The 24832-nt window shown below is 60.8% G+C and carries 26 protein-coding genes and 2 pseudogenes; 11 read left to right on the top strand and 17 right to left on the bottom strand.

The window, feature by feature from the left end:
- The 8 genes from ACX3PH_RS13410 to ACX3PH_RS13375 all read right to left on the bottom strand — a co-directional run.
- On the bottom strand, positions 1-418 hold a 418-nt coding region (locus tag ACX3PH_RS13410; protein WP_459093187.1), incomplete at its 3' end, for an ABC transporter permease subunit.
- A gap of 151 nt (positions 419-569) precedes the next feature.
- Positions 570-1652 carry an NADH:flavin oxidoreductase/NADH oxidase gene (locus tag ACX3PH_RS13405; RefSeq protein WP_459093186.1) on the bottom strand — a complete coding sequence of 361 codons (1083 nt, stop codon included), beginning with the start codon at positions 1650-1652 and terminating at the stop codon, positions 570-572.
- 104 nt (positions 1653-1756) lie between these two features.
- Positions 1757-2512 (bottom strand): SDR family NAD(P)-dependent oxidoreductase, encoded by a 756-nt coding sequence (locus tag ACX3PH_RS13400; protein ID WP_459093185.1) that lies wholly within the window; start codon positions 2510-2512, stop codon positions 1757-1759.
- A complete protein-coding gene (locus ACX3PH_RS13395; RefSeq protein ID WP_459093184.1) occupies positions 2509-4215 on the bottom strand; it encodes an FAD-dependent oxidoreductase in 1707 nt (568 codons plus the stop codon). Before ACX3PH_RS13395 ends, ACX3PH_RS13400 begins: the two co-directional genes overlap by 4 nt.
- Positions 4208-4660, bottom strand: a complete 453-nt coding sequence (locus tag ACX3PH_RS13390) for a MarR family winged helix-turn-helix transcriptional regulator (protein WP_459093183.1) — start codon at positions 4658-4660, stop codon at positions 4208-4210. Before ACX3PH_RS13390 ends, ACX3PH_RS13395 begins: the two co-directional genes overlap by 8 nt.
- Positions 4661-4671: 11 nt before the next feature.
- Complete coding sequence (locus tag ACX3PH_RS13385) at positions 4672-5448, bottom strand: amino acid ABC transporter ATP-binding protein (RefSeq protein WP_459093182.1); 777 nt, start codon at positions 5446-5448, stop codon at positions 4672-4674.
- Positions 5445-6302, bottom strand: coding sequence for an amino acid ABC transporter permease (locus ACX3PH_RS13380; protein WP_459093181.1), 858 nt, complete (start codon positions 6300-6302; stop codon positions 5445-5447). Before ACX3PH_RS13380 ends, ACX3PH_RS13385 begins: the two co-directional genes overlap by 4 nt.
- Positions 6303-6347: 45 nt before the next feature.
- Positions 6348-7286, bottom strand: coding sequence for a transporter substrate-binding domain-containing protein (locus tag ACX3PH_RS13375; RefSeq protein WP_459093180.1), 939 nt, complete (start codon positions 7284-7286; stop codon positions 6348-6350).
- A gap of 390 nt (positions 7287-7676) precedes the next feature.
- Here ACX3PH_RS13375 and ACX3PH_RS13370 point away from each other — a divergent pair, with 390 nt between their 5' ends.
- From ACX3PH_RS13370 to ACX3PH_RS13360, 3 genes and pseudogenes are all read left to right on the top strand, one after another.
- A complete protein-coding gene (locus tag ACX3PH_RS13370; protein WP_459093179.1) occupies positions 7677-8408 on the top strand; it encodes an SDR family NAD(P)-dependent oxidoreductase in 732 nt (243 codons plus the stop codon).
- Positions 8405-8989 carry a nuclear transport factor 2 family protein gene (locus ACX3PH_RS13365; protein ID WP_459093178.1) on the top strand — a complete coding sequence of 195 codons (585 nt, stop codon included), beginning with the start codon at positions 8405-8407 and terminating at the stop codon, positions 8987-8989. The genes ACX3PH_RS13370 and ACX3PH_RS13365 overlap by 4 nt, the downstream gene beginning before the upstream one ends.
- Positions 8990-9083: 94 nt before the next feature.
- A pseudogene (locus ACX3PH_RS13360) lies at positions 9084-10372 on the top strand (IS3 family transposase).
- A 25-nt stretch (positions 10373-10397) separates the two neighbouring features.
- On the opposite strand, the gene ACX3PH_RS13355 reads toward ACX3PH_RS13360, so the two are convergent.
- Both ACX3PH_RS13355 and ACX3PH_RS13350 read right to left on the bottom strand, forming a co-directional pair.
- A complete protein-coding gene (locus ACX3PH_RS13355; protein ID WP_459093177.1) occupies positions 10398-11465 on the bottom strand; it encodes an IS110 family RNA-guided transposase in 1068 nt (355 codons plus the stop codon).
- Between the two features lie 417 nt (positions 11466-11882).
- A complete protein-coding gene (locus ACX3PH_RS13350) occupies positions 11883-12452 on the bottom strand; it encodes a nuclear transport factor 2 family protein (RefSeq protein WP_459093176.1) in 570 nt (189 codons plus the stop codon).
- A 367-nt stretch (positions 12453-12819) separates the two neighbouring features.
- Here ACX3PH_RS13350 and ACX3PH_RS13345 point away from each other — a divergent pair.
- The 3 genes and pseudogenes from ACX3PH_RS13345 to ACX3PH_RS13335 form a co-directional block, all read left to right on the top strand.
- Positions 12820-13292, top strand: a pseudogene (locus ACX3PH_RS13345) (transposase); the annotation flags it as partial.
- 49 nt (positions 13293-13341) lie between these two features.
- Entirely contained in the window at positions 13342-14055 is a 714-nt protein-coding gene (locus ACX3PH_RS13340; RefSeq protein ID WP_459093175.1) for a tyrosine-type recombinase/integrase, read from the top strand.
- Positions 14056-14558: 503 nt separating this feature from the next.
- Entirely contained in the window at positions 14559-14984 is a 426-nt protein-coding gene (locus ACX3PH_RS13335) for a hypothetical protein (protein ID WP_459093174.1), read from the top strand.
- A gap of 173 nt (positions 14985-15157) precedes the next feature.
- Here ACX3PH_RS13335 and ACX3PH_RS13330 read toward each other — a convergent pair whose 3' ends face one another.
- Positions 15158-15649, bottom strand: a complete 492-nt coding sequence (locus ACX3PH_RS13330; protein WP_459093173.1) for a hypothetical protein — start codon at positions 15647-15649, stop codon at positions 15158-15160.
- Between the two features lie 81 nt (positions 15650-15730).
- On the opposite strand from ACX3PH_RS13330, the gene ACX3PH_RS13325 reads away from it, so the two are divergent.
- Complete coding sequence (locus ACX3PH_RS13325) at positions 15731-15958, top strand: hypothetical protein (protein WP_459093172.1); 228 nt, start codon at positions 15731-15733, stop codon at positions 15956-15958.
- A 356-nt stretch (positions 15959-16314) separates the two neighbouring features.
- Here ACX3PH_RS13325 and ACX3PH_RS13320 read toward each other — a convergent pair whose 3' ends face one another.
- On the bottom strand, positions 16315-16848 hold the full coding sequence (locus ACX3PH_RS13320; RefSeq protein ID WP_459093171.1) for a hypothetical protein: 534 nt from the start codon (positions 16846-16848) through the stop codon (positions 16315-16317).
- 472 nt (positions 16849-17320) lie between these two features.
- On the opposite strand from ACX3PH_RS13320, the gene ACX3PH_RS13315 reads away from it, so the two are divergent.
- Positions 17321-17668: a lipoprotein gene (locus ACX3PH_RS13315; RefSeq protein ID WP_459093170.1), complete on the top strand. Its 348-nt coding sequence runs from the start codon at positions 17321-17323 to the stop codon at positions 17666-17668.
- A 245-nt stretch (positions 17669-17913) separates the two neighbouring features.
- Complete coding sequence (locus ACX3PH_RS13310; protein ID WP_459093169.1) at positions 17914-18363, top strand: hypothetical protein; 450 nt, start codon at positions 17914-17916, stop codon at positions 18361-18363.
- A gap of 365 nt (positions 18364-18728) precedes the next feature.
- On the opposite strand, the gene ACX3PH_RS13305 is transcribed toward ACX3PH_RS13310, so the two are convergent.
- Positions 18729-19577 carry an ATP-binding protein gene (locus tag ACX3PH_RS13305; RefSeq protein ID WP_459093168.1) on the bottom strand — a complete coding sequence of 283 codons (849 nt, stop codon included), beginning with the start codon at positions 19575-19577 and terminating at the stop codon, positions 18729-18731.
- 173 nt (positions 19578-19750) lie between these two features.
- On the opposite strand from ACX3PH_RS13305, the gene ACX3PH_RS13300 reads away from it, so the two are divergent.
- Positions 19751-19876, top strand: a complete 126-nt coding sequence (locus ACX3PH_RS13300) for a hypothetical protein (RefSeq protein WP_459093167.1) — start codon at positions 19751-19753, stop codon at positions 19874-19876.
- Positions 19877-20564: 688 nt separating this feature from the next.
- Here ACX3PH_RS13300 and ACX3PH_RS13295 read toward each other — a convergent pair.
- Positions 20565-20816, bottom strand: coding sequence for a hypothetical protein (locus ACX3PH_RS13295; RefSeq protein ID WP_459093166.1), 252 nt, complete (start codon positions 20814-20816; stop codon positions 20565-20567).
- 58 nt (positions 20817-20874) lie between these two features.
- On the opposite strand from ACX3PH_RS13295, the gene ACX3PH_RS13290 reads away from it, so the two are divergent.
- On the top strand, positions 20875-21813 hold the full coding sequence (locus ACX3PH_RS13290; protein ID WP_459093165.1) for a M23 family metallopeptidase: 939 nt from the start codon (positions 20875-20877) through the stop codon (positions 21811-21813).
- 368 nt (positions 21814-22181) lie between these two features.
- On the opposite strand, the gene ACX3PH_RS13285 is transcribed toward ACX3PH_RS13290, so the two are convergent.
- From ACX3PH_RS13285 to ACX3PH_RS13275, 3 genes are all read right to left on the bottom strand, one after another.
- Positions 22182-22586, bottom strand: coding sequence for a hypothetical protein (locus ACX3PH_RS13285; protein ID WP_459093164.1), 405 nt, complete (start codon positions 22584-22586; stop codon positions 22182-22184).
- Positions 22587-22622: 36 nt separating this feature from the next.
- Positions 22623-23969: an alpha/beta hydrolase gene (locus ACX3PH_RS13280; RefSeq protein ID WP_459093163.1), complete on the bottom strand. Its 1347-nt coding sequence runs from the start codon at positions 23967-23969 to the stop codon at positions 22623-22625.
- 272 nt (positions 23970-24241) lie between these two features.
- Positions 24242-24811 (bottom strand): hypothetical protein, encoded by a 570-nt coding sequence (locus ACX3PH_RS13275; protein WP_459093162.1) that lies wholly within the window; start codon positions 24809-24811, stop codon positions 24242-24244.
- Positions 24812-24832: the final 21 nt, after the last annotated feature.

The raw sequence follows: 24832 nt of genomic DNA, 5'->3' as shown, positions 1-24832 counted from the left end.
CCAGCCACACAAGCACCTGCGTGGAGAGCATGATGCCGCCGGCCGATGGCGAGACGAGGCCCATGACCGGAGCTGCGATCGCGCCCGCGGCGGCGGCCACGGCCGCGCTGATGACCAGCGCCGACAGCCGCGTGCCACGGACGTCGATGCCCAGATGGGCGGCCCGGTCTGGATTGAGATTGACGGCGAGGGCTCGACGACCGAGGCGCCCGCGGAGCACGAAGAGCCAGACCACGGCGACGATCAACAGCACTAGGGCGGCCGTGGTGTAGTAGTCGGGGATGAGCCCGCGGGAGCGCACGACGATGCCCCATGCGATGTCCAGCCCGAAGGCGAACAGGCCGTAGACCAGCGCGAGCGTCAGCAGGGCGAGCGGGTACGGCGGCAGGACGAACGGGGCGAGCCCGACCAGTCCCACGGCTGCGGCGAACCCGAGGGCTCGCCGCAGCCGCAGCGGAGCTTGTGCGCCTCCCCGCCGCTAGCTGCCGGTCCGAGCGTTCATGATCGACGTACGACACAACCCGGCACCGACCAGGGACTTTCAGTCTCGTGCGCAGAAGAATTGCACATCAACGAAACTGTGCCCGGTCGAACGGGGCTGGCCACCGCCCGCCCTCACCGAGGTCCTGGGCAGCCTTCAGAGGAAGCAATCGGTCCCGGAGGAATTCCCGCGCGACAAAGACTGCGTCGACGTCACCATCCGCGAGCACTTGTTCCATTTGCATCGGCGCCGTGAGCATGCCAACACCCGTGACCGGCACTTTCGCCGCTTGCTTCACGCGGCGCGCGAAAGGCAATTGGTATCCGGGACCAACCGAAATCACTTGTGCAGGGTCGTTCCCCCCGGTTGAGATGTCGAAGAGATCGACCCCACGAGCTTCCAACTCCGGAACCAGTGCGATGATGTCCTCGATCTCGACGCCTCCAGGTACCCAATCGGTGGCCGAGAGCCTCAAGAATATTGGGGCACTGACGGCGGCGCGCATCGCCTCCAAGATTGCAAAGAGCAGGCGAGCACGGCCCTGGAGACGCCCTCCGTAAGCATCCGTTCTGCGATTCGACAGTGGGGAAAGGAACTGATGAATTAGATAGCCATGCGCAGCATGGACTTCGACAAAATCGAAGCCAACGTCTTCCGCCCGTCGCGCAGCGTCAGCAAACGCAAGCACGACCTTCGCGATGTCGTCCGTATCCATCATGCGCGGGGCGGCGAGTCCACCGTATGCAACTCTGGAGGGCCCGACAGTTGTCCACCCACCCTCGGGCACACCTACAGTTCCACGGCCCTCACCCGGAATTCGAGTTGACGCTTTCCGACCTGCGTGGCTGAGTTGGATCCCGATCGGAACACCTTGCTCATGGGCAAAAGCGATGCTCGGTTCCCAGGCTGCTTGACTGGCCCCGTCCCAGATGCCTGCACACGCGGCGGTGATTCGGCCTTCCGGGGCCACGGCGGTGCTCTCAGCGAGAATCAAACCAGGGCGCCCGATCGCCAGAGCGCCCAGATGCACGAGATGCCATGACTGGACAAGGCCCTCGACAGCCCGGTATTGGCACATTGGTGAGACCCAAAGCCGATTCGGAAAGACCACCGTCCCGACCTTCAACGGCTTGAACAGCCGAGCACCCGAATTCTTATGTGTGGGTTCCATCCCGAGCACCTCCCGAGCACACGAACGTTGGTGTCAGCACGCGCCAAACTCCTCTTCCGACGTTGGTCTGCCACACGGCTTCGAGGTGGACCCTCGTGCAATGATCAGGCGCTCAGACCACCGTCGACGACGACTTCTGCTCCGGTCATATAGGAGCTCGCATCGCTGGCCAGAAAGGCGATCACCTGGGAGATCTCCTCCGGCCGGGCGGGCCGAGCAATGGCCGCCTTTTCGATATAGCCGCTTCCCTCCCGAGTCCTATCGCTGATCATCGGTGTGTCGACTGCGCCCGGCAGAACAGCGTTGACACGAATTCCGTACTTAGCGAGTTCGTGAGCAGCCCGGCGCGTTGCTCCGAGAAGACCTGCCTTGGCCGCAACATAGGTGACTGGGCCAGCCGTGCCACCAAGGGCGGACGCGGATGCGACGTTGATGATGCTGCCTCCGGTCCGCTTCATCAACGGCAATACGGCCTTCATGCCGAGCATCGGCCCGATGAGATTGATGTCGATCGTGAGCCGGAGTTGTGTCTCATCAAGATCTTCGAGTGTGGCTGCCCTGGCGATGCCCGCGTTATTGACAAGAACATCCAGTCGCCCAAACGTACGTTCGGCTAGCGCGATGGCCGCATCCCAATCCCTTGCCGAGGCAACGTCGTGAACAAATGGGATCACCCCGCCTCCAAAAGAACCAGCGAGCTCTTCCAGTGGCTTGGCCGCAACGTCCGTGACGATGAGTCGGGCCCCGAGCTTGTGCATCAGCCGCGCGTGCGCTGAACCCTGCCCACCTGCCGCGCCAGTGATGATCGCAACACGACCTTTCAGCGTGCCGGCAGGCGGTGTGCTTGAACTCTGGATCATGACGACTCCCATCTCGCGGGAGGTAGACCCACCGCATGTTTTGCCGCGGCGTGGCCGAAGGCGATCGTCGCCGCAATGGTAATCCCCGGCCCAACATATGTGCGCCCTGAAACAGAAGCAGTGGCGTTTCCCGTTGCGTACAGACCAGCGATCGGCTGGCCGTCGCCGTCTAGCACGCGGGCGCGCTCATCCGTCAGGATCCCGCCACTCGTACCTACGTCCCCTGGAAATACTCTCACTGCGTAGAACGGGGCGCGTTCAAGCGTTCCTAGGCTTGGGTTCGGCTTCGAACGCGGGTCACCGTAGTACCGGTCATTCATTGACTCACCCCGATGAAAATCGTCGTCGATGCCTGCGCGAGCGAAAACGTTGAATCGGTCGACGGTAGCTTGCAGGGCGTCTGAGTCAAGTCCGCACTGCGTCGCCAGCCCGGCAAGGGTCCTATCGCGGAGCATGTACCCGCTCTCGATCCATTCGCGGGGCGTGAGCCCAGGAAACGCAACCCCCCAGAGATACCGCCGCCGGTGTCGAGCGTCGAAGATCATCCAACTCGGGATCGAAGGCGTTTGATCGTTATGTCGGTAGATGGTCTGGCCGACAAGCATGTAAGAGGCAGCCTCATTCACGAACCGCTGCGCTGCCTGATCAACCATGAGACTGTGCGGTTTGAACCGCTCTCCGATGAGGAATGCCGGTTTTCCGGTTGGCATAACAGTGGTAGGCATCCACCAGGCATCGTCCAGATTGGCTACCGCCGCACCTACGTCCACGGCCATACGCAATCCGTCACCCGTGTCCCCGTCCGGGGCGTGGGACCACTCGGTGGTGGTCGGACGGGGAAGGGTCGCCTCGCGAAGCGCAAGGTTTCGGCTGTATCCCGCCGTTGCGATTAACACGCCTTTACGCGCCCGAATCCGAATCGATCGGCCGCCGTGCCGTGCGATGACGCCGACGACACGACCACGTTCCTCCACCAGCGCGGTAGCTTCTGTCTCCATCCGTATGTCTGCGCCTGCGCTCAGCGCCAGTTCGAGTATGCGACCCATCAGCGCGGCGCCGACCCCGGCAGGCTCGCGTCCCAAAAGGTATCCAGCCGCTGTGCGGATGACGACCCGCATGGATGCGAAGAATCCCTTCCAGGTGCGAACTACCAGGTTCATCTGAGCGAAGTCGGCCGATGTAGCCGCCAGCTTGTAGCGGCCCTTACGTGGCGGGAATCGCTTACGCCAAGCCTTCACCCGCCTGAGATCGAAGTGCTTAGCGACGAGCCCGCGACCCTCACCCTTTCCGCCTGGAAGAAGGTCGTGGTAGTCGGAGTACCCTGTGGCTCGTTCCCAGATCACGCCTCGGTCGGCAAGCAACTCGACAATCTCATTTGTCTCAGCGATGAGAGACCGCCGACGGGCTTCTGACGAAGCGGGCCCGACGTCGCCGATAGCCGCTTCCAAGTACATCAGGGCGTCCTTATAGCTGTCCTGCACACCCTCACGTCGCATCAGGTGGTTCGCCGGCGCCCAGAGGATGCCACCCGACATCGCTGTCGCCCCCCCAAACACCGCCCGCTTCTCGAGCACGACCGATGTTGCACCATTGAGCTGCGCAACATACGCAGCGACCAGACCACCGCCGCCGCTCCCGACGGAGATGAAGTCCACCTCCTCATCCCATGCGGGTGCACTGTTTCCGGTATCGGGATCAACCATGACTGGTCCGGTCACGATTACGGGAAATCTCGTTCCGTGTCCGCCGTATATAACTCATGAACTGCTCCTGCTCCACCTCGGAAAGGTCTGCAACTAGCTCCGCTTCGATGTGGCGAGTAATCTTGCCGATCGCGACCACGACCTCGACGCCTGCTTCCGTGAGAAAAAGGAGAAAGCGCCGCCCATGTGCCGGGTCCGAGGTGCGGCGCAAGTGACCGCGTTCGAGTAGCGGATCGAGTGTCGTGGCCATAGTTTGGGCCCGGACGAAGATTCGCCGCGCCAACTCTGAGCTAGTCATGCCGGGGCGACGTTCGAGGATCGTCATCGCAGTGTACTGAGCAAGTGTGACTCCATGAGCCGCGCAGGCCTCCATAAACCTTGGCCGCAATGCCATCTCGAGTTGCTTGATCGCGTAGAAGTAGCCTGTTGGCTGGTCTGAAATCAAGAGCCACCGCCTCAGGCCAGCACTGCATCGAGGAATTGTTTGGTGCGGAACTTCTTTGGCTTGCTCAACACCTCACGGGCATCGCCGGTTTCTACAATCTCCCCGTCCGCCATGAATACAAGAGAGTCTCCGACCTCCCTCGCAAAGCCGATCTCGTGAGTGACAACGATCATCGTCATGCCAGACTTGGCAAGTTCTTTCATGGTGGCTAGCACTTCACCCACGAGTTCGGGGTCGAGCGCCGACGTCGGCTCATCGAAGAGCATCAATTTTGGCTGCATGGCTAGGGCTCGAGCTATGGCCACACGCTGTTGCTGGCCACCAGAGAGCTGTACCGGGTACTTCGTCGCATGCTGACCGAGCCCCACTTGATCAAGGAGATCTAAGGCACGCTCTCGAGCCTGATTCTTCGATAGGCGAGCGACCTGGACTGGCGCTTCCATAACGTTCTGCAACGCCGTCATGTTGGCAAACAGGTTGAAGCGCTGGAAAACCATACCCATCGATCGGCGCTGCCGCGCGATTGCTTCCGAATCCAGATCATAGAGCCTGCCATCTGGGTCCTCCCGATATCCCATAAGTTGGCCATCAACGATAATGCGACCGGCTTCCGGCTTCTCCAACAGATTTATACATCGCAATAGTGTCGACTTGCCCGAGCCGGAGGGCCCGATCACACACAACACCTCGCCGTTAGCGACGGAAAGATCCACATTGTGGAGTACGTGGTTATCGCCAAAGACCTTGTTGAGTCCGGTGACCGAGACCATCGGGTGAGTGATGCTCATCGTCGCTGCCCCTTACCGAAGTGCTTCTCCAGGAAATGCTGACCGACACTCAGTACCGCGATGATGATTAGGTACCAGAAGGCTGCAACGAAAAGGGCTTCCATCACCCGATAGGTGTTGTAGGCGATAGTGGTCGCTGCAGTCATCAGCTCTTGCGCAGCGATGACTTCTACCAGCGCTGTCGACTTCACCAGTGTGATGAACTGATTTCCAGTAGGCGGCACAATGATGCGACCAGCCTGAGGAAGAACGATGCGTGTCAGCGCCTTCCTGTCGGTCATGCCGAGAGCTTGCGCCGCCTCCGATTGGCCACGGTCGACGCTGATGATCCCACCCCGAACCACTTCTGCCATGTACGCGGCTTCATGGAGCGACAGCGCGACCACCGCGGCACCGAACGGTGTCACAACATGGCGGGTCAACTGCGAGATCAGCTCGATATCGGTGAACGGTACAGATATGCCAATGGTCTCCGAGATGATCCCCCAGTTACCGCAGATCAGGATGAGTACGAGTAGGGGCATGCCACGAAAGAACCAGATGTATGCATTGGCGACTGTCTGCAGCAATTTGTTTGAGGAGAGCTTCGCCACGGCGAGAAGAGTACCAAGGATGGACCCGAGAACCATACAGATCACTGCGAGCTGGAGCGTCGTCACCACACCGCTCAGGACGTCGGGACGGAAGAGATACTCGCCGAAGCTTGGCCAGTGAATCTTCTCGTTCAGGACTAACGAATGCACGAAGTCCGCGAGGAAAAGCACGATTATGGCAGCGATCACCCACTGACTCCAGTGTCGGACCGGCACCGCCTTGATCGGCTCAAAGATCAGCGGCTTTCTTGTCCCGCGCATATCTGAATTCTCCCACCTCTCGCCGTGGCGAGGTTCAGCTCCGACTTACTCCAACGTCCCTGCGGTGAGACCGTTGAGCTGAATCTGGTCTGCCGTCAAGATTGCGCTCTCGAGGCCGTTGGCGGTCAGGATTTCCTGATAGATTCCCTCCGCCTCCAGGTGCTTAAGCACTCCGACCCACGCTTCGCCGAATCCGTCGAGGGTTCGTCGGGAGGTGATTGCCCCGTAGCCTGCGGGAATAACAAAGGGGGCAAGGTCGAAGATGTCCTTGGTCTCCGGCGCGATGTCCGCGTTGTACGCCATAGGCGCATAAGTGCCCAGCCATGCATCTAGGGTCCCTGACTGCAATGCGACCCGACCGCCGTTCGTATCGGCCAGCATTCGCATGTCCATCGGGTTGCCCTCAGCCAGACACTTGTCATGCTGCTCGGTCAGCACCTGCTCCTGGGCGGCACCTTTAGCCGTCCCGGCGATCTTGCCGCAGAGGTCGTCCATCGTCTGGATGTTGAGCGGATTGCCGGCCGGGATTAGCAGCCCCATTCCCATGCTGACGTAGGTGGTCTGATCGACGACCTTCTCGCGGTCGAGAGTGTCAAAGAGCGACAGCCACATCACGTCGATCTGGTCTGCTTGTAGAGCGGGGATCATGCCCGCGAACTCGAGCTTGGTCTCCACAAACTCGACGCCCCACACATCGGCCACTGCGGCCATGAGGTCGGGAACCACGCCGACAGCGGTCCCGCCCTGGTCGTAGGTGAACGGCGGATCGCCGTGGTAAAGCGCCACATTGATCACTCCGCTGTCCAGGATTTCCTGAGGCAGCATAGCGCGGAGTTCTTCCACGACGCCGACGCCATCAGACGCGACTGGCCCCGGGGACGCCGGCGACTCGGCCGCACAGCCCGTGAGCGCAAGGGCTGCGGCGACGGTCGTCGCAGCTGCTGAGATGAGCGACCGGCGCGTTCTTCTCGAATTGAAGGTCATTAGAAATCTCCTTTGATTGTCATGGGCGGCCTTGAATACAGTGGCCGCGTTCGCGGGTCGTTGTGATCCGGTCCGAAGCTGGTGGGTTTCAGCCCATCTGTATGAGACCGTATCCGCCTGCCTGAAACTTGTCAATGCCACAGCCGCGCGGCGGGAGGATGCTCATCCGCGCAATCCACCGGGAGCGTCTAGGTATCGAAAGGTGCGTTCGCCCTATAGAGAGATGCGGCACTCGGGTCGCGTTCGAGGGCGACGCTGCGCAACGAGCGCCAGACTCCTCCGAAACTGTGTGCAGACAATCTGATAGCGTCGTACCGTGAGTCATTCAGCGAGACTGATTCGTCTCATTCAGCGAGACTGATACTTCGAGCGAACCAATGGAGGTTCTGGATGCCCGATTCGCCTCATCATTCCGTCGTCACAGGCGGCAGCAGTGGCATCGGAAGAGCCGTTGTTCAGCATCTCGTTCAGCTCGGAGAGCGCGTCACAGTATTCGACCTCCGAGCCCCTGATCGCTACGACGTCGAGTTCGTCAGCGTCGACGTCACTGATGAAGCCCTGGTGGAACGTAGTTTTCGGGAAGCCACATCGATGAATGGCCGGGTGGACGGGCTCGTGACCTGTCACGGCATTATCGGCCAGTTCAAGCCCGCACTTGAACTGGATCTCACGCTTATGGGGTCTCTCATCAACGTTCACGTGATCGGGATGCTGACTACGGCCCGAGCCCTGGTGCGTCGACTCGAAGGTCATCCAGCGTCCATCGTCGGCGTGTCGTCGATCGCCGCATATGGCGGCTGGGCAAATCAATCGGATTACGGAGTGGCCAAGGCGGCCGTCCGCCAACTTATACAGAACCTTGCGATCGAGTGGGCGCCGTTAGATGTCAGGGTCAACGCCGTGGCCCCTGGGCAGACCATGACTCCAATGTTGAGCCATATGGTTGACGACGGCTACGAGGTCGCGTCCGCCAAAACTCGGACTCCACTTCACAAGCTAGCAACACCCGAGCAGGTGGCGGCCGAAATTGTCCACCTGCTGAGAGGCGCGACGCACGTCACTGGACATTGTCTCCCCGTTGATGGGGGTTGGACGGCGGTCGGGAAGGAGGCTCTGACATGAGTATCGACGAAGTTCGACTCAAGCTGCTCATAGATGAGGATGACATCAAGAAGGCCATTACAAAGTATTCCCGAGGCCTCGATCGCCATGATGAAAACCTCATCGCAAGCGCGTTCCACTCTAACGCGGTTGATATACATGGTGACGAGCCGCGTGACATCCCCGAGTTTATCGAGTGGGGCAACAGGCTTCACTCGACCCACACTCGGAGTCACCAGCACTTCCTGGCGACACAGACCATCGAGGTCGACGGTGACACGGCGCACGCTGAGACCTACGTGCTGTTCGCGCTCTGGCGCCAGCAGGACGAGCTCGTCGACTTGTCGGGCGGCCGATACATCGATCGCCTAGAACGGCGTGACGGAATCTGGGCGATCAGTGAGCGAGTAATGCTCTTGGACTGGTCCTCCGAAATCGCCCAAGGCACCGACGTGAAGTCCACGCTCGCAAGATACCAACGTGGTCACTGGTCATCGGCGGACTTGTCCTATAGGCGGCCTCTCGCCTGGGATGAAGGCGAAGCCGCAATGCCAAACAACCGGTTCGACTCCCTGCTCAATCCCGAAGACCACCGCGACTGATTCAGTGGGACGACACCGCTGCGTGGCGGGCTGGGATCGAGTGAAGCGCCTCAGGTTTGGTGCCGCATCCTTTTGAGTTGGAAGGATGTATGTCATGCCGAAGAAGATTGATCCCGCGTTGCGTGACCGGGCAGTTCGGCTGGTGCGGGAGCACCGGTCGGAGTATCCGTCGTTGACGGCCGCGTCAGCGGCCGTGGCCCGCCAGGTCGGAGTCGGCAACGAGTCCGTGCGCCGGTGGGAGTTGCAAGCCGATATCGACGACGGCACCCGCGACGGTGTGACGTCGGTCGAGCATGCCGAGATCAAGCGACTCAAGGCGGAGAACAAGCGCCTCCGCGAAGACGTCGCGATCTTGAATGCAGCGACGAGTTTATTCGTGGGGGAACTCGACCCCCGCAACCATTGATGCTGGGTTTCATCGACACGATGAGAGCAGAAGGGCACGCGGTCGAGTCGATCTGCCGGGTCCTGCGTGAGCAGGGCTGCCAGATCGCCGCGCGCACCTACCGGGCGCACCGGCGAGGCCTCGTCGCTGCTCGCACGGTCTCCGACGCGGAGGTCTATGGCGCGGTCCGTGACGCTGCGTGGACCACCGTCGAGATCACAGGGCGCCAGGTGCGGAAGCTGACGCCAGAGGGCCTCTACGGGCGGAGGAAGATGACCGCGCTGATCCGCCGCACCACGGTCCCCGGCGCGTCCAGGGGTGCCGTCGATCGCGCCATGCGGGCACTCGGGCTGTCGGGTATTCGCCGCGACAAGGGCGTGCGCACCACGATCCCCGCGAAAGACGGTGTCCGTGCCGGGGACCTGCTGAACCGGGACTTCACCGCACCCAGACCGGATCACACCTGGGTGATGGACTTCACCTATTGCCGCACCTGGACCGGATGGGTCTACGTCGCGTTCATCGTCGACGTCTACTCGCAGCGCATCGTCGCGTGGCGTGCGCAGATCACCAAACACGTCGAGCTCGTGATGATCCCGCTGGGGATGGGACTCTGGGAACGCGGCAGGCAAGGCCACCCGGTCCAGTCCGAGCATCTCCGAGCACATTCGGATGCCGGCTCCCAATATGTCTCGCTGGCCTACACCGAGAAGCTGGCACTCGATGGCATCGCACCCTCGATCGGGTCCGTCGGCGGATAAGCGTTCGATAACGCGCTGATGGAAACGATCAACGGGCTCTACAACGCCGAATGCATCCGCACCACCGTGTTCCACGACGGCCCCTACCGGACCATCGCAGACGTCGAGTTCGCGACCGCCGGCTGGGTCGACTGGTAAAACACTCGTAGGCTTCACTCGAGCCTCGGCAACGCCACACCCGCCGAGTTCGAGCACACCCACTACGCGACCCTCAACCGAGAGCCGCAACCCGCATAGGAGCGGCCGAAAACCTGGGATGCTTCTATGTCCTGTCAAGCCCGTTCTGCTGGGTGAGGCGTCGGTAGAGCTGGCGGGCGATGTATCGCTTGAGAGAGCGTCGGATCTCTTTGGTTGTGCGTCCTTCCGCGCGTCGTCGTTCGACGTAAGCACGAGTTGGCGGATGGTGGGACATCCGCGTCAATGTGATCGATGACAGCGCCCGATTCAGGCGCCGGTCCCCTCCGCGATTGAGTCGATGCCGGGTGGTGTTCCCGCTCGATGCTGGCACGGGACTCACGCCAGCGAGCGCCGCGAACGCCGCTTCGGAGCGCACCCGCCCGAGGTGCGACCAGGCTGCGATGATCACGGCTGCGTTGATTGCGCCGATGCCTGGCTCGTCGTGCAGGGCGGCACCGTCGCTTGCGGCGACCAGCGCGGTGATCTCGCTGCGGTTGGCGGTGAGGTCTTCGTCGCAGGCAGTCACGCGTTTGGCCAATCGGATCGCTTCACGGCGGGCTGTCGCTGTCGCGAGATCTTCCTGTCGTGTCCGCCAGGCTCCGATCACTGCGAACTGCTTCTTGGTCAGCGAGGTCCGTGTATCAATGCCCAGATCGACCGTCCGTAGCAGCGCCGTCAGTGCGTTGATCGACCGAGTGCGTTCTAGGTTGACGAGGTCGCGGGCACTGATCAGCACTCGCAGTGCGGCGCGGATTCCCGTGTCTTGCCGTGGATCGCGGAGCTGTTCGATGTCGATGCTGAGGACGGATCGGGCGATGAGTTCCGCGTCGATCTCGTCGCTCTTGCCCCGACCGCGCCGTTCCCGGGCCGGTGTCGGGAACGACTCCACGACCCGGTAGCCTGCGTCCTGACAACAGCGTGCGAGCCCGGCACCGTACGATCCGATCCCTTCGATTGCGATGAGCACGTCGGCCAACCCGCTCGTTTGCCGTCCAATCCAGACGACCGCACGAGATAGTCCCGCGGGCGTCGTCGGGAACGCCTGGGTATCAATCCTCGCGCCGGTACGCGCTTCGAGCACGGCGAGCGTGTGTGTTCTTGCATGCGTATCCGCGCCGATGACATACGTGAATGTGTTTGCAACGATGGTCATGTGACTGTGATCCTTTCCACGGGGTTGACGTCACTGCTGGCGTCGACCCGGGGAAGGTCACTTCGAGGCAGGCCTGTAATGGCCGCGACCGCCGCTAACGGTCGGGCAAGCTTCTAATCAAGCCATCGGAGTGGACAGGGTCGGCGCCGGCACCCACCAGCCGGACAGATCCCAGGAAAGGCACTCTGCTCGGGAGCAGAAGGCCAGGCGATTCACGAGTCACGACCAAGCGGAGCACCAGCACCTACCCTGCCAGCCGACACCAGGTCAGCCACTACGAGACTTACAGGCGCGGTGCCACCGAGGGCCGCGCTTGTCGGCGTTCTCGCCGGCGGTGATCAGCAACTGCGCGGCCGTGACAGTGCCCTTGACGTAGGGTGAGTGGCTCGAAAAGCTGCGTAGGCGATCGCACGTCAACTATGCCTTTGGGCTGAGCAGTTCGCCAAACTGGCGCGTCGCGTCATCTTCGGCGCTCCAAGAAAGAGGCCGCCGATAGGAGACGTCGTCCGCGTCCCAACTCCCGCGCGCATAGCGAGCGAGCGTACCCTTTGTATCTTTTCCTTCGGCCGCCTCAGCAGTCCAATCGACGACAACGACGCGCTCCACGATGCGCCACTGGCCGCTCCGCCGCTCCAGTCGATCAACGTAGCGGCCGCCGCTGATATCGACGAGTGCCTCGTTGCGCCGCCACAGCGTGAAGAGAACGTAGGTCTCGGAATGTGCGGTGTCGCCGTCGACGTCTATCGTTGAGTTCGAAAGGAAGTGCGAGTGCAGACGCGTGTGCGTTGCATGCAACTCGTTTGCCCATTCCGCAAGTTCCTCACGGCCGCGGGTGTCGCCGCCGCGATGGTCCGTACTGCCGGGGTGGAAAGCGCTCTCGATAATTTCGACGTCATGCCGGTCGATGCCGCGGGCGTACCGCGTGACGCACTTGAGAATCTCCCGCTCGTCGAGGAGAAGCCGAAGGTCGGATTGGTCAATTGTCATTTAGCCTACTCTGTGGTTGGACTAGATACGCGACGAGCGCTACGGCTCGTCGGCAGGGGGATGCTTCCCCATCCGCCAGCAATAATGATTGTCAGTCTGGCTGAGAATCATAGTCTTGTCAACACAAGCCGAGACGCCCCGGCTGTACCGGCGGCCGTTTCGTGGTCGCATGACACGACTCAGGCAAGCGGCTGACGCACGGTGGATCGCTTGACATTAGTATCAGGGTGACTTACAACCACGCATTGTCAGTCAGGCTGAAGATCCTGACTGACGTCCGCCCGAAGTGACTTCTCGACGACGAACCCAAATCAATGCATCAACGGCAGCTGCCCATGACACTGAGTACGAAGCGGATCGCAGGGCGCTGGTGGTGCGCCGCGTCCCTGACCTGAACCCGAAGCAGGTCGCGCAGCCGACGCTGTTCGACGTCTATCGGCACCACGCGTTCTTCACCAGCACCGCCAAGACGTGATGGACACCGTCGAGGCCGACAAGACTCACCGCGGGCATGCGAACATCGAGCAGGTCCACGCCGACCTCAAGGCAGGGCCGCTCGCGCACCTGCCCTCCGGGGTGTTCGCTGCGAACAGCGCCTGGCTCGTCCTCGCCGTGATCGCGTTCAACCTCACCCGCGCCGCTGGGATCATCGCCGACCACACCGGACGACTCACCACAGCCACGACCTCGACGATCCGCCGCACCCTCGTCAACGTTCCGGCACGGCTGGCGCGCTCCGCGCGCCGGATCACGCTGCACCTGCCCGACGCCTGGCCATGGCAGAACGCGTTTACACGCCTCTTCACGCACACGCACGCACCGCCAGCCGCCGTCGCCTGACTACCGCCGCGACACGGCACGACGCAGTGCTCGCGTACACCGGATTGCGTTGGGGAAAAGCGACGGTGCTACGGGTGCGGAGCGTCAACCGGCCCCGCGGGCGGTTCAACGTCGAGGAGAATGCGGTGCTCGTGGATGGCGGATCTACGTCGGCACGCCCAAGACGCACGAGAAGCGCTCGGTCCCTTACCCCGCGCGTCTCGCGCCACTCATCGGCGCCGCCTGCGCGAGCAAGGGTCCCGACGGTCTGCTGTTCGGCAACGGGCGTGACGCACATGAAGGACGAGGCCGACGATCGCGGCTGGTTTGCCACCCCCGTGCGACGTGCCCAGAAGATCGATCCGCTGATGCCGCGCGTCACCTCCACGATCTGCGCCACACGGCAGCGTCGCTGGCGATCAGCTCCGGCGCGAACGTGAAGGCGGTGGAGAGGATGCTGGGGCACGCCTCGGCCGCGATGACGCTCGACACGTACGCCGATCTCTTCGACGATGAGCTGGATGCGGTGGCGTCGAAACTCAACGAAGCGATTATCGACATCGCATGGCCCGTGAAGCTAACCCCGACCCTTTATCCGAGAGCAGATTGCTCCGGCGACCAAGCGTTAACGCTCGAATCTGCAGGTCTAGGCCTTCGCGGAGCTCAAAAGCAGCCCTCTGGAGGGCATCAAGATTCCCGCTTCTTTAGCCCTACATCAAATTTGGGTGGTCAAAATGTTGGCAAAAACGCCGAGAAGACGACCGGGCTGAGACAAAATCCCTGATCAGCGGGCATAAAAAAGAAGTGCCCCTGGAGGGATTCGAACCCCCAACCGTTTCTTGGAAGCCCAAGCCGCTAAACCGCACCAGTTTGGAGGCTAATATGCCGATTGACCAGCATTTTAAGCACGACGGAACGTTCCGCTCTTGCACCTTGCTGCATATTGAGCCACGTCGATCCACCCCAATTGTGTGAGTAAAGAGTATTTCCAACCGCTGACTCACCGGAGCGCGACTACCTGCTTCAAGTGACCGGGACCCGAGACTGATTTACAGAGCGATTCACTTCATCCCTTCACGTCCTTGGAGTGTAGTCCAGCCCGGAATCTCGGTCTAGAAACGGGAAGTCAGATGCCCTTTAGCCCTCCTCGCCCGCCCCGTCATCTGCGGTTTGCACACTAATACTTCGCGGCACTAGAAGCCGTCCAGCGAGCCTGTGCTGCCGAAGATGTCGAAATCGGCATCGGGACTTGGAGCTAGTTAGTAGCACCGACCGGAAGGAACACCCGTGGCCTGGAGCATGTACTACAACGCTGAGCCTGTGATGGGCGACGTTGATCTCGAAAAGATGGACCGCGTCTCCAACGACGTCCTCGAAATCCTGAGGAGCGGCGAACCGGTCTGGTACGACCTACACGACGGCATTGGCACGCATCGGATCCTGATCACCCCAGGCGTTGCCGTTAGCTTCCACGAAGAGAACCCGCCAGACGAGCACCCCGCGGCACATGGGCTCTCGGCCGGCAGGCTCGATGAGTCGCTAAAGCTGGAGCGACCAGATGCTGGCGGCCGCTCCCGAAACCAACCCCATCCCGACAAGAGCCGTGTCCCAGATTGCGGCATTTCGGTGTTCACGCGGCACGCGAGTGATGTCCTGCCATTTTGCGTCATGGTCGCCGACTGTTCCAACAGCAGTGCCGCGCTCTCGCGTTAGCGCCAGCGTGTCCCTAAGCGCCCGCTGTGACCGGAAGAGTAATCGGCCGAATCCCCAAATCGGAAGCGCCGCTGCGACAACGTACAAAGCGCTGATGACCCATCTCGGCTCCATGCCCGCACTCTATCGGCGGGCCACCGCCCAGCAACAGGGATCAACGACCACGAGTGCGCCTACGGAGCAGAATGCCACTGCTTGATGTTCTCGATCCCGTCCGACACTCCCTCGCTGAGCAGTGCCTGGCCCTGCTCGACAACAATTGCCTTCGCTCCTGCTGGGTTGTCTACCCACTGAGTCGCCAAATCGTCCAAGCGAACCCACTTCGCCCAGCCGACCCGTTCACGGGAGAATGAGCGAAGTTTTGTGGCCCGGCCAGTATCGATGTACCCGGCGTATTCAGCGAGCTCCGGGGTTCCGCTCCAACCGTGCATCTGTCCCAAGGAGCGCAAGTTGCGGTATCGAGCCATTGCGGTTCGCAAGACTGACTCGTCAGAGGATGCGGCAAGCTCATCGGTGATTCGCCCGAGCTCGATGACCTTAGTGGCGAAGTCGACACGGCGCTCGCGAACCGCATCGTTGCCGGCGCGTTTTCCTAGGACGTAGGTGTACCACATCCCGATACCACCGACTAAGGCGGTCGCAGCAATGCCAATGATTAGATCCATGGTCCGAATGCTATCGGCGAGTCAGAGAGGCACCACGGCAGCCGCTGGAAGAGTTGGGCACAACCCCACGGCGGTGACCTCATGCCCAAGACCGAGCCCATCAGCCCCGAACTGCGCCAACGCATCGGCGACGGCATCGCCGTCGGCCACGGCAGCCGCAACGAGACCGCCAAACGCTACGGAGTCTCCCCCGGACTGGTATCCAAGATCGCCAGGGAACGCGGCCTCGGCTTCCGCAACGCATGGATGGTCGGCGACGCCGTACACGCCCGCCAGATCGACCACTGGACAGCCAGGAGCCAGCGGTAAAGCGAGCTCCTCGATCAATACATGGCGCTCCCCACGACCATGAATCGAGACGGCAAACGCACCAAGGCGGAGAAGCGCCTCTCCTCCGCCCTCTACAACGTCAACCGGCACCACAACGGGATGTACCGGTAGCTTCGACCACTTGTCCCACATGGACCACCGATTCGACCGGTCGACGTCGCATTCGCATGCCCGAATCCCCGGAAACACTGGGAAGTAGCCGCCCCCAAAGCACTCGGAAACGTCAACCAGTCACGCGTACGCGCGCACTGTGTACCCGCGTACAGCAATGGGATCCGTTGTGCAACGTTTCATCGCAACGCGCGCAGCGCGTTTACGGCAAGCATTGGACAGGGTCAGAGCTTCGCCCCATCCATCGTCATTTCCTTGCCCGTAGGCCAGTCGTTCACAAATATCGACGAGACTGTTCCCTCACTGATCACAATCCGAAAGGGTCGCAGTTCGGCCACCGTAGTTTCCCCCCGGTGCCAACTGAGGAGTATCCGGCCGGCGAATCCAAACCCCCATGTTCGAATCCGAGTGTCCGTAGAAATGGCACCATAGACCCCGAGCCCGTGGAGCCAGTCGTCGACTGCTCGCTCCCCGGGAAGCAGGCGGCTTGTCAGTTCGGCGAGAGCACGGTTCGCGCGGATCGCTCTCGCCTTGGTTTCTTCGTCTGCCTCAACAACGTGGTTGGCAAGCGATACCTGTGCGTCGACATATTCGACAATCGCAGCACGCCTGCTCTCCAAGTGCGCGGCCCTCTCCGACGATGTCCGGTCCGATCGCCTCAACCACCAGGGCCCGAGTACGGCCGCGATGGCCCCAACCAGCGCGCCGAAGAAGCCCGCGCCTGCTGCAATCAAGGATTGGATCACTGTTTCACTCATGCCCGGCATACTATTGCTCGCCCGACCGAGCCGATCGTGTCAGCGCTGGCTTGATCGGGATGAGGGACAATGAACTTCTTGAAGCGCACTTTGCCGCGGCGCGGTGGTTCTCGCCATTCGATGCGAACCCGGGGGTTCTGCGGCCATTCGGTAGTTCTGCGGTCGACGGGGTCGATACTGCCTTCGTCCAGCGTTATCGCTCCAGTGGAGGCGATCCGCAATCCCGTCTTGAACGATCCACCAGGCTCAACCTTTGTTTCGGGAGTCGGGTGTTCGCGGCCGGGGGTGGCTGCGACTCCAGAGAACGAAGCGGAGACATGGAATGCCGGGCCATCCCGATGTTCGATACCGTGACGATGACGTAGCGCCATGTCGATTCGCCCAGCGAGATCGTGGGTGAGCACTCAGAGTGAATTACGCCGCGGTCCGTGAGGGCTAGTCAGTTATGCGCGGGGCGCAGTAGGGTCAGGCCATGAAGAGGATCCTGGCCATCACCGCGGCAGCCCTCATGCTTGCCGGCTGCTCGAGCCAGGCTGACTCACTCACCGACGAACACTACTTCTCAATGGTCGGAGAGCTGGCGAGCTTCAAGGGAATGCCCGAAGCCAATCTCGCAGACCTCGGGAGCGGTTTCTGCGACGTTCGCGAAACAGCAGAAGACTCCGGATTTTCACAAATGGACGCCGGGCTACAGCATCTCAAAATGGCAACTGATCAAGGCATGAGCGCCGGAGATATTGGAAGCTTCATGGTCTTTGCAACCGCCAGATACTGCCCCCAGTTTCTCGGTGAAGACGGCTTAGCCTCGTTGCTGGACTAGCCCCCTATGGACGAACTGGACACCCCGAATTGCCCGGATTGCCTAACCAGGTGCGAGCCGCACGGTGACGACATTACGGCGTGGTGGTGTCCGTCGTGCGGGATAGTGCTCATCTGACGCGACGCCCGACACGAAGTTTGTGCCGTGCGCGTCCGACGCTTCACATCCCTGCGGACATCTATGCTCATTATTCGAGGGGACCTTCAGCATGAAGAGCAACTCCGGCAATCTTCGAAAGGGGCTAGGTGGACGTATTCCTGAAGAGCCTCGCAGAACTTGAAGTCTGGCAACTTGGGCTTGCGGTCTTGGTCGTCGTCGCGGGATCGAGCGCCACGAGTGCGTGGATTACGAGCTCCTTCCAGGCCAGAACCGCGAGCAAGGCCTTCCGGCGTGAAGTTCGAAGGGAAGCCCTCAAGGCGGTCGGCCGTAGCTATGCGCTCTACCTCCAGTATGGAAGTGCCGCCGCATTGGTGGTCACTGATCCGAAGCGAGATCAAGCATTAGCTGAAGCCGCGGCAAGCATGCATGCGGCCGTCGCGGGCCTCGGGAAGAAGTCCCCTTTGTCCGCGAGCAGGATGTTCGCCCTCATGGGCGAAATGTATGCCGCCCAAAACGAGGACACAAGCATCTCAGAGCTTGATGAAAGCTTCACGAGTCTCATCAGCACCGTATCCAACGGCATCCCCGCGAAGTAGTGCTATGCGAAGGCTTTCGTTGCCGACGTTGTCACCACTGCGATGCCGCCTCTAGTTTGCGCAGAGCGTCGAAGCTTCGCTAGTAGGTCTTCCGAACCACCCACAACATTTATTACCGTCACGCCCTTGCTTCGAAGTGCTCCCACAAATGCGTCGACGAAAGATGGTGCGGCACTCAAAACGGCGCGTGCGTAGATGATCGCCTCATTGTCGTTCGGGCCATCTAGCGCAGCATCATTGACCATCTTCTCGGCGATGCTTCTGGTGCCCACAAGACGGGGCAGAGTGATCGAGTACATAGAGAGCGCCCTTTCCTCCGATGCCTCGAATGCTAGCACGTTTGCATTAACGGGAGCGTAGTGGTATTAGCGAAATCGTCGCCTTGTATCGATTTGGCCGGAGACCAGAGATCCCACTATTCGCCCGGCGAACGGCCGAACCTGGCCATTGGGTACGGCCGGGCTGAAGGTCTGAAAAGCCTCATCGGCAGCAAGGCCCAACTGACCTCCCAGGTTAGTTACGTGCTCACGTATTGCCGCGATCCCGATGCCGCGAGTGGAGTCACCCGTCGAAGACACTCCACGAGTGGCTGCGAGTTCGATCGCGTGATGAGCGGAAGTGGCGCCCGCCGCTTTGAGACTTTCATAGAATCCTTTGCCGCTGTCGCCCAAGGCGAACTCAAACGTACCCATCCCAGGAAAGTACTGAGCCATGAGATATCCATGATCCATTCCGGAGTGGAAGCCAACGTTCTCGCCGGCCTCGCACACAGCGGTGTGAAGCGCCGACGCAATTTCTTGACTGTAAGTTGAGGCGAAGCTGTGCACACTGTCGGCGAGACTCGACACCGAATCAGCATCACTAAAAGGTGCAAGTTCCACGAGCGAATACCCCTGTGCCCGTTCATTTACAGTGCCGAAGTTGTGTCGGGCGCCGATCATATTCAATGTCGCAGGAAGACGAGTTCGGCATAAGTAATTGGAGACATCACTTGATTGCGGTGCAATCACGTAGACGTCGGCGCCGGCGGCAACTAAATGCTCCGCCTTCGTGCAGAGGGCAACGACAGCAGCTGGTCTCGCAAAGGTGATGTACGAAAGATCTAGCGAAACGTCCCCCGAGGACCCGTCGACGCGCGCGAACTCCCACGGCTGTAGCGCTGCCAAACCTACCTCCGGGGTGATGGACGACCTCTGTGAGTCTACCGTCGGCATATGCACAACCTGCGGTGTCCGTCGTTCGAGCGATCACATTCGGTCACGACGTGTCTTGTCCTCATGAGCTGAACCATCGAGGGAACGAGTCGGGCGCCCCAGGTCCGGCATCAGCGACTTCGCAGCCAGGTCTATTGCAGACGCGCTTATAGTCTCCTCGCTATGCTCTGGACATGTCGGATACTCAACTACTGCGAGACATCGTCTCTGAGCTGAAGAAGATCAATAAGAAGCTGGATGACTTGAACACCGCGACGGCTGCTGTGGAGGGTGCCGTTTGGGATACAGCTCCGAGCTGAGGTTTTCGGCGGGTGGGACATCATGTCCCACCCGAGTTCCGGACCGCTCCAAGTACGGCGCCGTCCTCTTCGCGACAGGAGCTGCGGCGGAACGCTCCTACTTGTTGACTACGGAAGAGCCAGGCTGAGTGCCACCGGTAACAGCCCTCCACGCATACGCCAACTCGAGAAGCGCCTTCGGAACATCCGCCTCGTGGAAGTTGTTCTTTACGTTCTCTGCTGACTCCTGAATTGCCGCGTAGAGCGCGTTACCGGACGAATGCACATCTGCCATGGTGAATCCCTTTCTTCCGCTCAACCGACTGCTGAGGCATCCCCAACGGTACCCGCGAGCGCCGACAACCCCGAGGCCTGAGGCGACGCGCGTCTACCGTCATCGGCACCGCCGCAAGGGATAATTGGCGAGGCCAAACAGGCGGTGAACCCATACCCAAGACCCAGCCAATCAGCCCCGAACTGCGCCAACGCATCAGTGACCGGTCAAAGCCCCGTACGCGCATGCGCGCGCCGCGCCTGTAGGCGAACCGGAGATATGGCGAACGTTCGACAAGGGTCATGCGCGCGTGCGCGTCGCGCGTGTAGGCGAATCCCAACGTCGACCAGTCGATGCCCGTCACGCGCGCGCACATGACGCGCGTGTAGGCGAATTGGTGTTCGACACAGGTCGACTGCGGGGACTGCCGCTCAATCAAAGAACCTCAATACCCCACCCGTTCAGCTTCTTGCCGCCCTCGCCATAGTGAAGCGTATTGTTCGGGTTCAGCGCAGAAATCTCTTGGGCGATTGACAACAACGCCGCAACCCCTGCCACCTTGATCCGCTGATCACCGGTCAAGTGCTCCATCTCGCTGATTGACCCAGACGACTTCCCCTCGGCCGCACCGATCGCATCCGCGAGCGCGTCCCACGCCGCCGCATAGTCATTCGACATATCTGCCACACCTCTCACCGCCCCAGCCAGCGCTGAGGATGCCCCCACCGTAGAAGCCAGAAGCTTCATGCTCAAGGACCGGTTACATACGCCCCCGAAACTGGGACGTGCCCTTTTTGGCGAAAGAATGTCACTATCAGCCATGGGTGATGCCGCAGAACAGCGTGACGGGACGATGTCGCGACGAACCATGGTGTCCGGTAGCGCCGGCATAACTGCATTGATGGCCCTCGGACTATCCCTTGCCGACGCACGCGCCGCGATAGGCGCCCCAGCGGGATTCAACTATCCATTCGTCGCTCCTATGCGAGACATTACAAGCTCGTATGGCAACCGTCGCCATCCGGTCACTGGCGTCTGGACCTTCCACGAAGGAACGGACTTCGGCATGTCCAGCAACGATTCGATTCGCTCGATCGGTGCTGGCACGGTGGCGTTCAACGGCTGGTCGAACGGCGGTGGAAACATCCTCCGAATCAACCACGCTGGTGGCGTCCAGAGCACCTACATGCACATGGCCACACCCAGCCCCATCGGAAACGGTAAGGCGGTAGCCGCGGGCCAGCACGTCGGGCCCGTGGGGTCTACAGGTGCCTACACGACGGGCGCCCACCTTCATTTAGAGATTCGTATTAATGGAGCAACTACCGACCCAGCCGCATGGCTGAACGGCTGTCCTTTCGCCGGACAGTCGGCAATCGCAATGCCAGCCGGGCTACTGAATAGGGAAGAGGAAAATATGCTGTTGATCTACTGCGGAGACGGCCAGGGGCGATACGGGCCGATCGGCGCGACGTACTACTCAATCGTGTCGGATACTTGGCGACTGCCTATCCCGACGATGTCTGTTGCGACCGAATTAATTCCTGCTCTCGGACGAAAGAAAGCAGATGGCACCTCTTCCGGCTGGGCATACAACTGCACCTATGCCGAGTGGGAGGCGTTTCTCGGACTGCCAGAGCTCAAGAAACCAGGGACGATTCCGCCACAAACGCCGACCACGTAGCCTCGAAGACAACACGAACGACCTCGGCCGGCTTTCACGAGCCGGCCGACCTTCGCGCACTGGACACGATATTTCGAGGCCGCCGCCAGCCTCGAAGGTGTTCGCCGGGGTCTTAGTTAGCCCCCTCACCACCTCTCGCTCAGCCAACCAAGTGTGGAATCGGAACCGTCGACTGGCACCACCACCGCGTCGGATGACGGAGACGGAGCCCACTTCGTTTCAAGCAGAACGAGGGACGTCGCCCGCTGCGGATGAAATCCCTGGCCTCTGGAGAGTTTGGTCAGTCCAAGGATCCGCACCAGTATTAGGGCCTCCGCTTCGAACTACGCTGTGTACGCGTGTGCTTCAGCACCCGCTAGCCTTCTGTCCTATCGCCATGACTTCACCGCCGATAGAGTGCGGGCATGACGATTCCCGAGTTCGACAATCCGCTCGAAGGTGCACTTGCCGACTTCCAGCAGGCGCTTGACGACGAGAGTTTTCACGATAGGGCTCGGGCGAATCTCGTCAATGGACTCCGGAAACTTGTGGAATACATCCGTGACCTTGAGGCTCGCGTCGAAAGGCTCGAGAGCAATTAGCGAGGTCATGCCATCGTCGCTCGTCGAAAACAAACGATGTCGTCCTTTCACTGATTCCAAATCAGACGCCTTGCCACTTTGTCGACCAGCGGCTTCAAGCATCCAACTATCAAACAGTGCCAACGGGTGTGCACTTGTGAGTGCACAGATCGCGAAAAGCGCTCCCCAACGGGGCGCGAAGAACTTCATCAAGTCGCCAGGATCCGAGGAAGGCCGAGTGCTCCGCAGCTAGAGCGCGACTCGATTCGCGAGGTCCTCCTGCTTCCAAAGCACTGGGTTTCTGGTCTCGCTATGCTTCCACAGCGACCTATCAATGATCTCGACCGTCAAGCGGTCGTGCTGGGGCAACCGGTGCCGCGCACCTTTATAGATCGATGCCAGCGTCAAAACGATGTCGTTGCGCAAGCGGATGTCGATAACTCGATGGACGCGGTCCAACATTGCGCTGTGATGATGATGGATCGGAGCGCTCAGGAATACGACTTCCTCGATCCGGGCTCCCGTATTAGCAGCACGCGCGGCGATCTCTGCGCCGTAGCTGTGGGCAAAGACCGTTTTCAACCCATTAGGTCCACCGACCTCATCCGCCCAGTCCCTGAATCGGTCACCGGCAATTCGTCTCTGCGTATCGCTGAGTGATCCGGACCACCCGAATGCAAGACCACCGCTATACAAGCCTGGGCGGTGCTGGCTCTTGATGAAGTCATGGAAGTCCCCATTGCGATACCACCAGGCTTTCTTCCACCCAATCGTTCCGTGGATGATCGTGGAGATCGTGCCCTTCGCTCTTGCAGGTGGCTCGGATCTGTCGGGTTCGCCGTTGTTGTCAGTGGGCGGCGTGAAGAGGGCGGCCGCGGCGAGTTCACGCGTGACGGCGTCAGGGGAGCGTCGGCCGGCTTCGACCCGCCAGCGAGCCATCAGAGCAACGATCGCCAGTAGTTCGCCCTCCCCTCGAAACGAGGCTTCCTCGAGCCAGAACTGGCTGTATTGCGACCAATGGGAGCCTTCCCACAGGAGCGACTCATTCTCATCCTCCTGCACCTCCGTGGGCAGCGTGCCCACCCAGTCCCACATCCATGGAACTCCGAACCCCAGAAACCAAGGGGAGACCATCCATCTCGACGTGCGCACCCCGAACGGTAAGGGAGCATTGCGATGAATGGATGTGCTGTTCAGTATCGCCACGGCCGCTGTCACGGACTCTCGTTCGAGAGGGCTTACGAGACCACTCGCAAGGAACGCGAGGCGCGCCGAGAGCTCGGCCTGTTCGTTAAGGTCTTCCCACGCACGTCGGCGCAGCGAGTACACAGAGCCCGGCTCGCGAAACACCTGCGAAAGGTAGCGAAGCTCGTCCCCGATCGACTCGGTTCGGTCGGGGAGAGCCAGATCCGCGTTAAATCCGAATCTCTCGAGATTCTCCCGCGGGATTACCCATGCTTTCGGTAGGGACTCAGAGTCAGATCCCAACGTGCCAGCGATAGCGAATCGCGACGAATTGGATCCTTCATACTCAGTTTCTGGAGCCAGAGATTTCTCATCGGCGTGCTCATTGAACTCTTCGAGCTCTTCATCCACTGGGTCCCCCTCCATTTGGCCTCGACGTGGTCGTCACCGTATCACCGAGATTCGGCGTCCTGGCGTCGCAGCGTGTCGATCGGAACCGGTCGCCACATACTCCAACTTCCGACTTCTCCGTGGCATGCACGAAAAGGCGTCCCGCGGGTCGAGTTCGCTCGATCCGGCGGCCGGGAGCTTGTTAAAGCCACAAGCCAAGCGGTCCGGCATCTCGACAGTCGAGACTCAATCCTGGGCGGCGTGCCGCGAGAGCCGCATTGCTGAGCCGCAGGTCAGGGAGCGATCAGGTCACGCTCTCGCAGGAGGATCCCTTTCCTCAGAAAGATCTCCGGTGTGCGGGCACGAATGTATTCGGTGTATTCAACGGATGCTCCACAGTCATCTCCCCACAACCACTCCTGGGACAGCGCCGGCAGCGAGACCATCCAAGGTAGAGGCTCGACTCCGCGTTTCATTAGGGCGAAAGCAAAACTGGTGGCAAGCAGAACGTCGTACTTTCTATCGCCAGTCGTTGTCGGTTCCTCGGTCACTGCTGCTGGGATCTCCCCGTGCGACATTATCAGTCGACTGATCGCCTCCGTGATGACGCGGTCAGCCGACGCGACCCGCCCCGCTGGGAGGGCGTCTGCCACCCAGGATGCTGTAGTTCGTGCAGAGAGGTAGGCCCCCTCAGCCGTTCGAATCACGATGCGGCCTTCCGCGTCCGCTTCTGCCCAGGGTCGGCCAGATTCGATGAGTGCAGCCTCGAGGTTCAGATCTGCGATTCTCGCCTTGATCTGCTCGTCCCAGTTCGCACGAACGGAGGCTTGCTCTTCGTCGGAAAGACCGTCGTAGTAGTGCACCAGGTTCCTTAGGTCTTCAGG

The sequence above is a fragment of the Homoserinimonas sp. A520 genome, from assembly GCF_054489245.1.
Note: the sequence above shows the minus strand (reverse complement) of the source record. Positions and strands in the feature narration are given on the sequence as shown.

Bases quoted from the DNA above. Each gene is read 5' to 3' on its own strand.
- ACX3PH_RS13405 (WP_459093186.1), bottom strand. From the start codon at position 1,652: ATGGAACCCACACATAAGAATTCGGGTGCTCGGCTGTTCAAGCCGTTG.
- ACX3PH_RS13400 (WP_459093185.1), bottom strand. From the start codon at position 2,512: ATGATCCAGAGTTCAAGCACACCGCCTGCCGGCACGCTGAAAGGTCGT.
- ACX3PH_RS13395 (WP_459093184.1), bottom strand. From the start codon at position 4,215: ATGGTTGATCCCGATACCGGAAACAGTGCACCCGCATGGGATGAGGAG.
- ACX3PH_RS13385 (WP_459093182.1), bottom strand. From the start codon at position 5,448: ATGAGCATCACTCACCCGATGGTCTCGGTCACCGGACTCAACAAGGTC.
- ACX3PH_RS13380 (WP_459093181.1), bottom strand. From the start codon at position 6,302: ATGCGCGGGACAAGAAAGCCGCTGATCTTTGAGCCGATCAAGGCGGTG.
- ACX3PH_RS13375 (WP_459093180.1), bottom strand. From the start codon at position 7,286: ATGACCTTCAATTCGAGAAGAACGCGCCGGTCGCTCATCTCAGCAGCT.
- ACX3PH_RS13370 (WP_459093179.1), top strand. From the start codon at position 7,677: ATGCCCGATTCGCCTCATCATTCCGTCGTCACAGGCGGCAGCAGTGGC.
- ACX3PH_RS13365 (WP_459093178.1), top strand. From the start codon at position 8,405: ATGAGTATCGACGAAGTTCGACTCAAGCTGCTCATAGATGAGGATGAC.
- ACX3PH_RS13355 (WP_459093177.1), bottom strand. From the start codon at position 11,465: ATGACCATCGTTGCAAACACATTCACGTATGTCATCGGCGCGGATACG.
- ACX3PH_RS13350 (WP_459093176.1), bottom strand. From the start codon at position 12,452: ATGACAATTGACCAATCCGACCTTCGGCTTCTCCTCGACGAGCGGGAG.
- ACX3PH_RS13330 (WP_459093173.1), bottom strand. From the start codon at position 15,649: ATGGATCTAATCATTGGCATTGCTGCGACCGCCTTAGTCGGTGGTATC.
- ACX3PH_RS13325 (WP_459093172.1), top strand. From the start codon at position 15,731: ATGCCCAAGACCGAGCCCATCAGCCCCGAACTGCGCCAACGCATCGGC.
- ACX3PH_RS13320 (WP_459093171.1), bottom strand. From the start codon at position 16,848: ATGAGTGAAACAGTGATCCAATCCTTGATTGCAGCAGGCGCGGGCTTC.
- ACX3PH_RS13315 (WP_459093170.1), top strand. From the start codon at position 17,321: ATGAAGAGGATCCTGGCCATCACCGCGGCAGCCCTCATGCTTGCCGGC.
- ACX3PH_RS13305 (WP_459093168.1), bottom strand. From the start codon at position 19,577: ATGCCGACGGTAGACTCACAGAGGTCGTCCATCACCCCGGAGGTAGGT.
- ACX3PH_RS13300 (WP_459093167.1), top strand. From the start codon at position 19,751: ATGTCGGATACTCAACTACTGCGAGACATCGTCTCTGAGCTGAAGAAG.
- ACX3PH_RS13290 (WP_459093165.1), top strand. From the start codon at position 20,875: ATGCTCAAGGACCGGTTACATACGCCCCCGAAACTGGGACGTGCCCTT.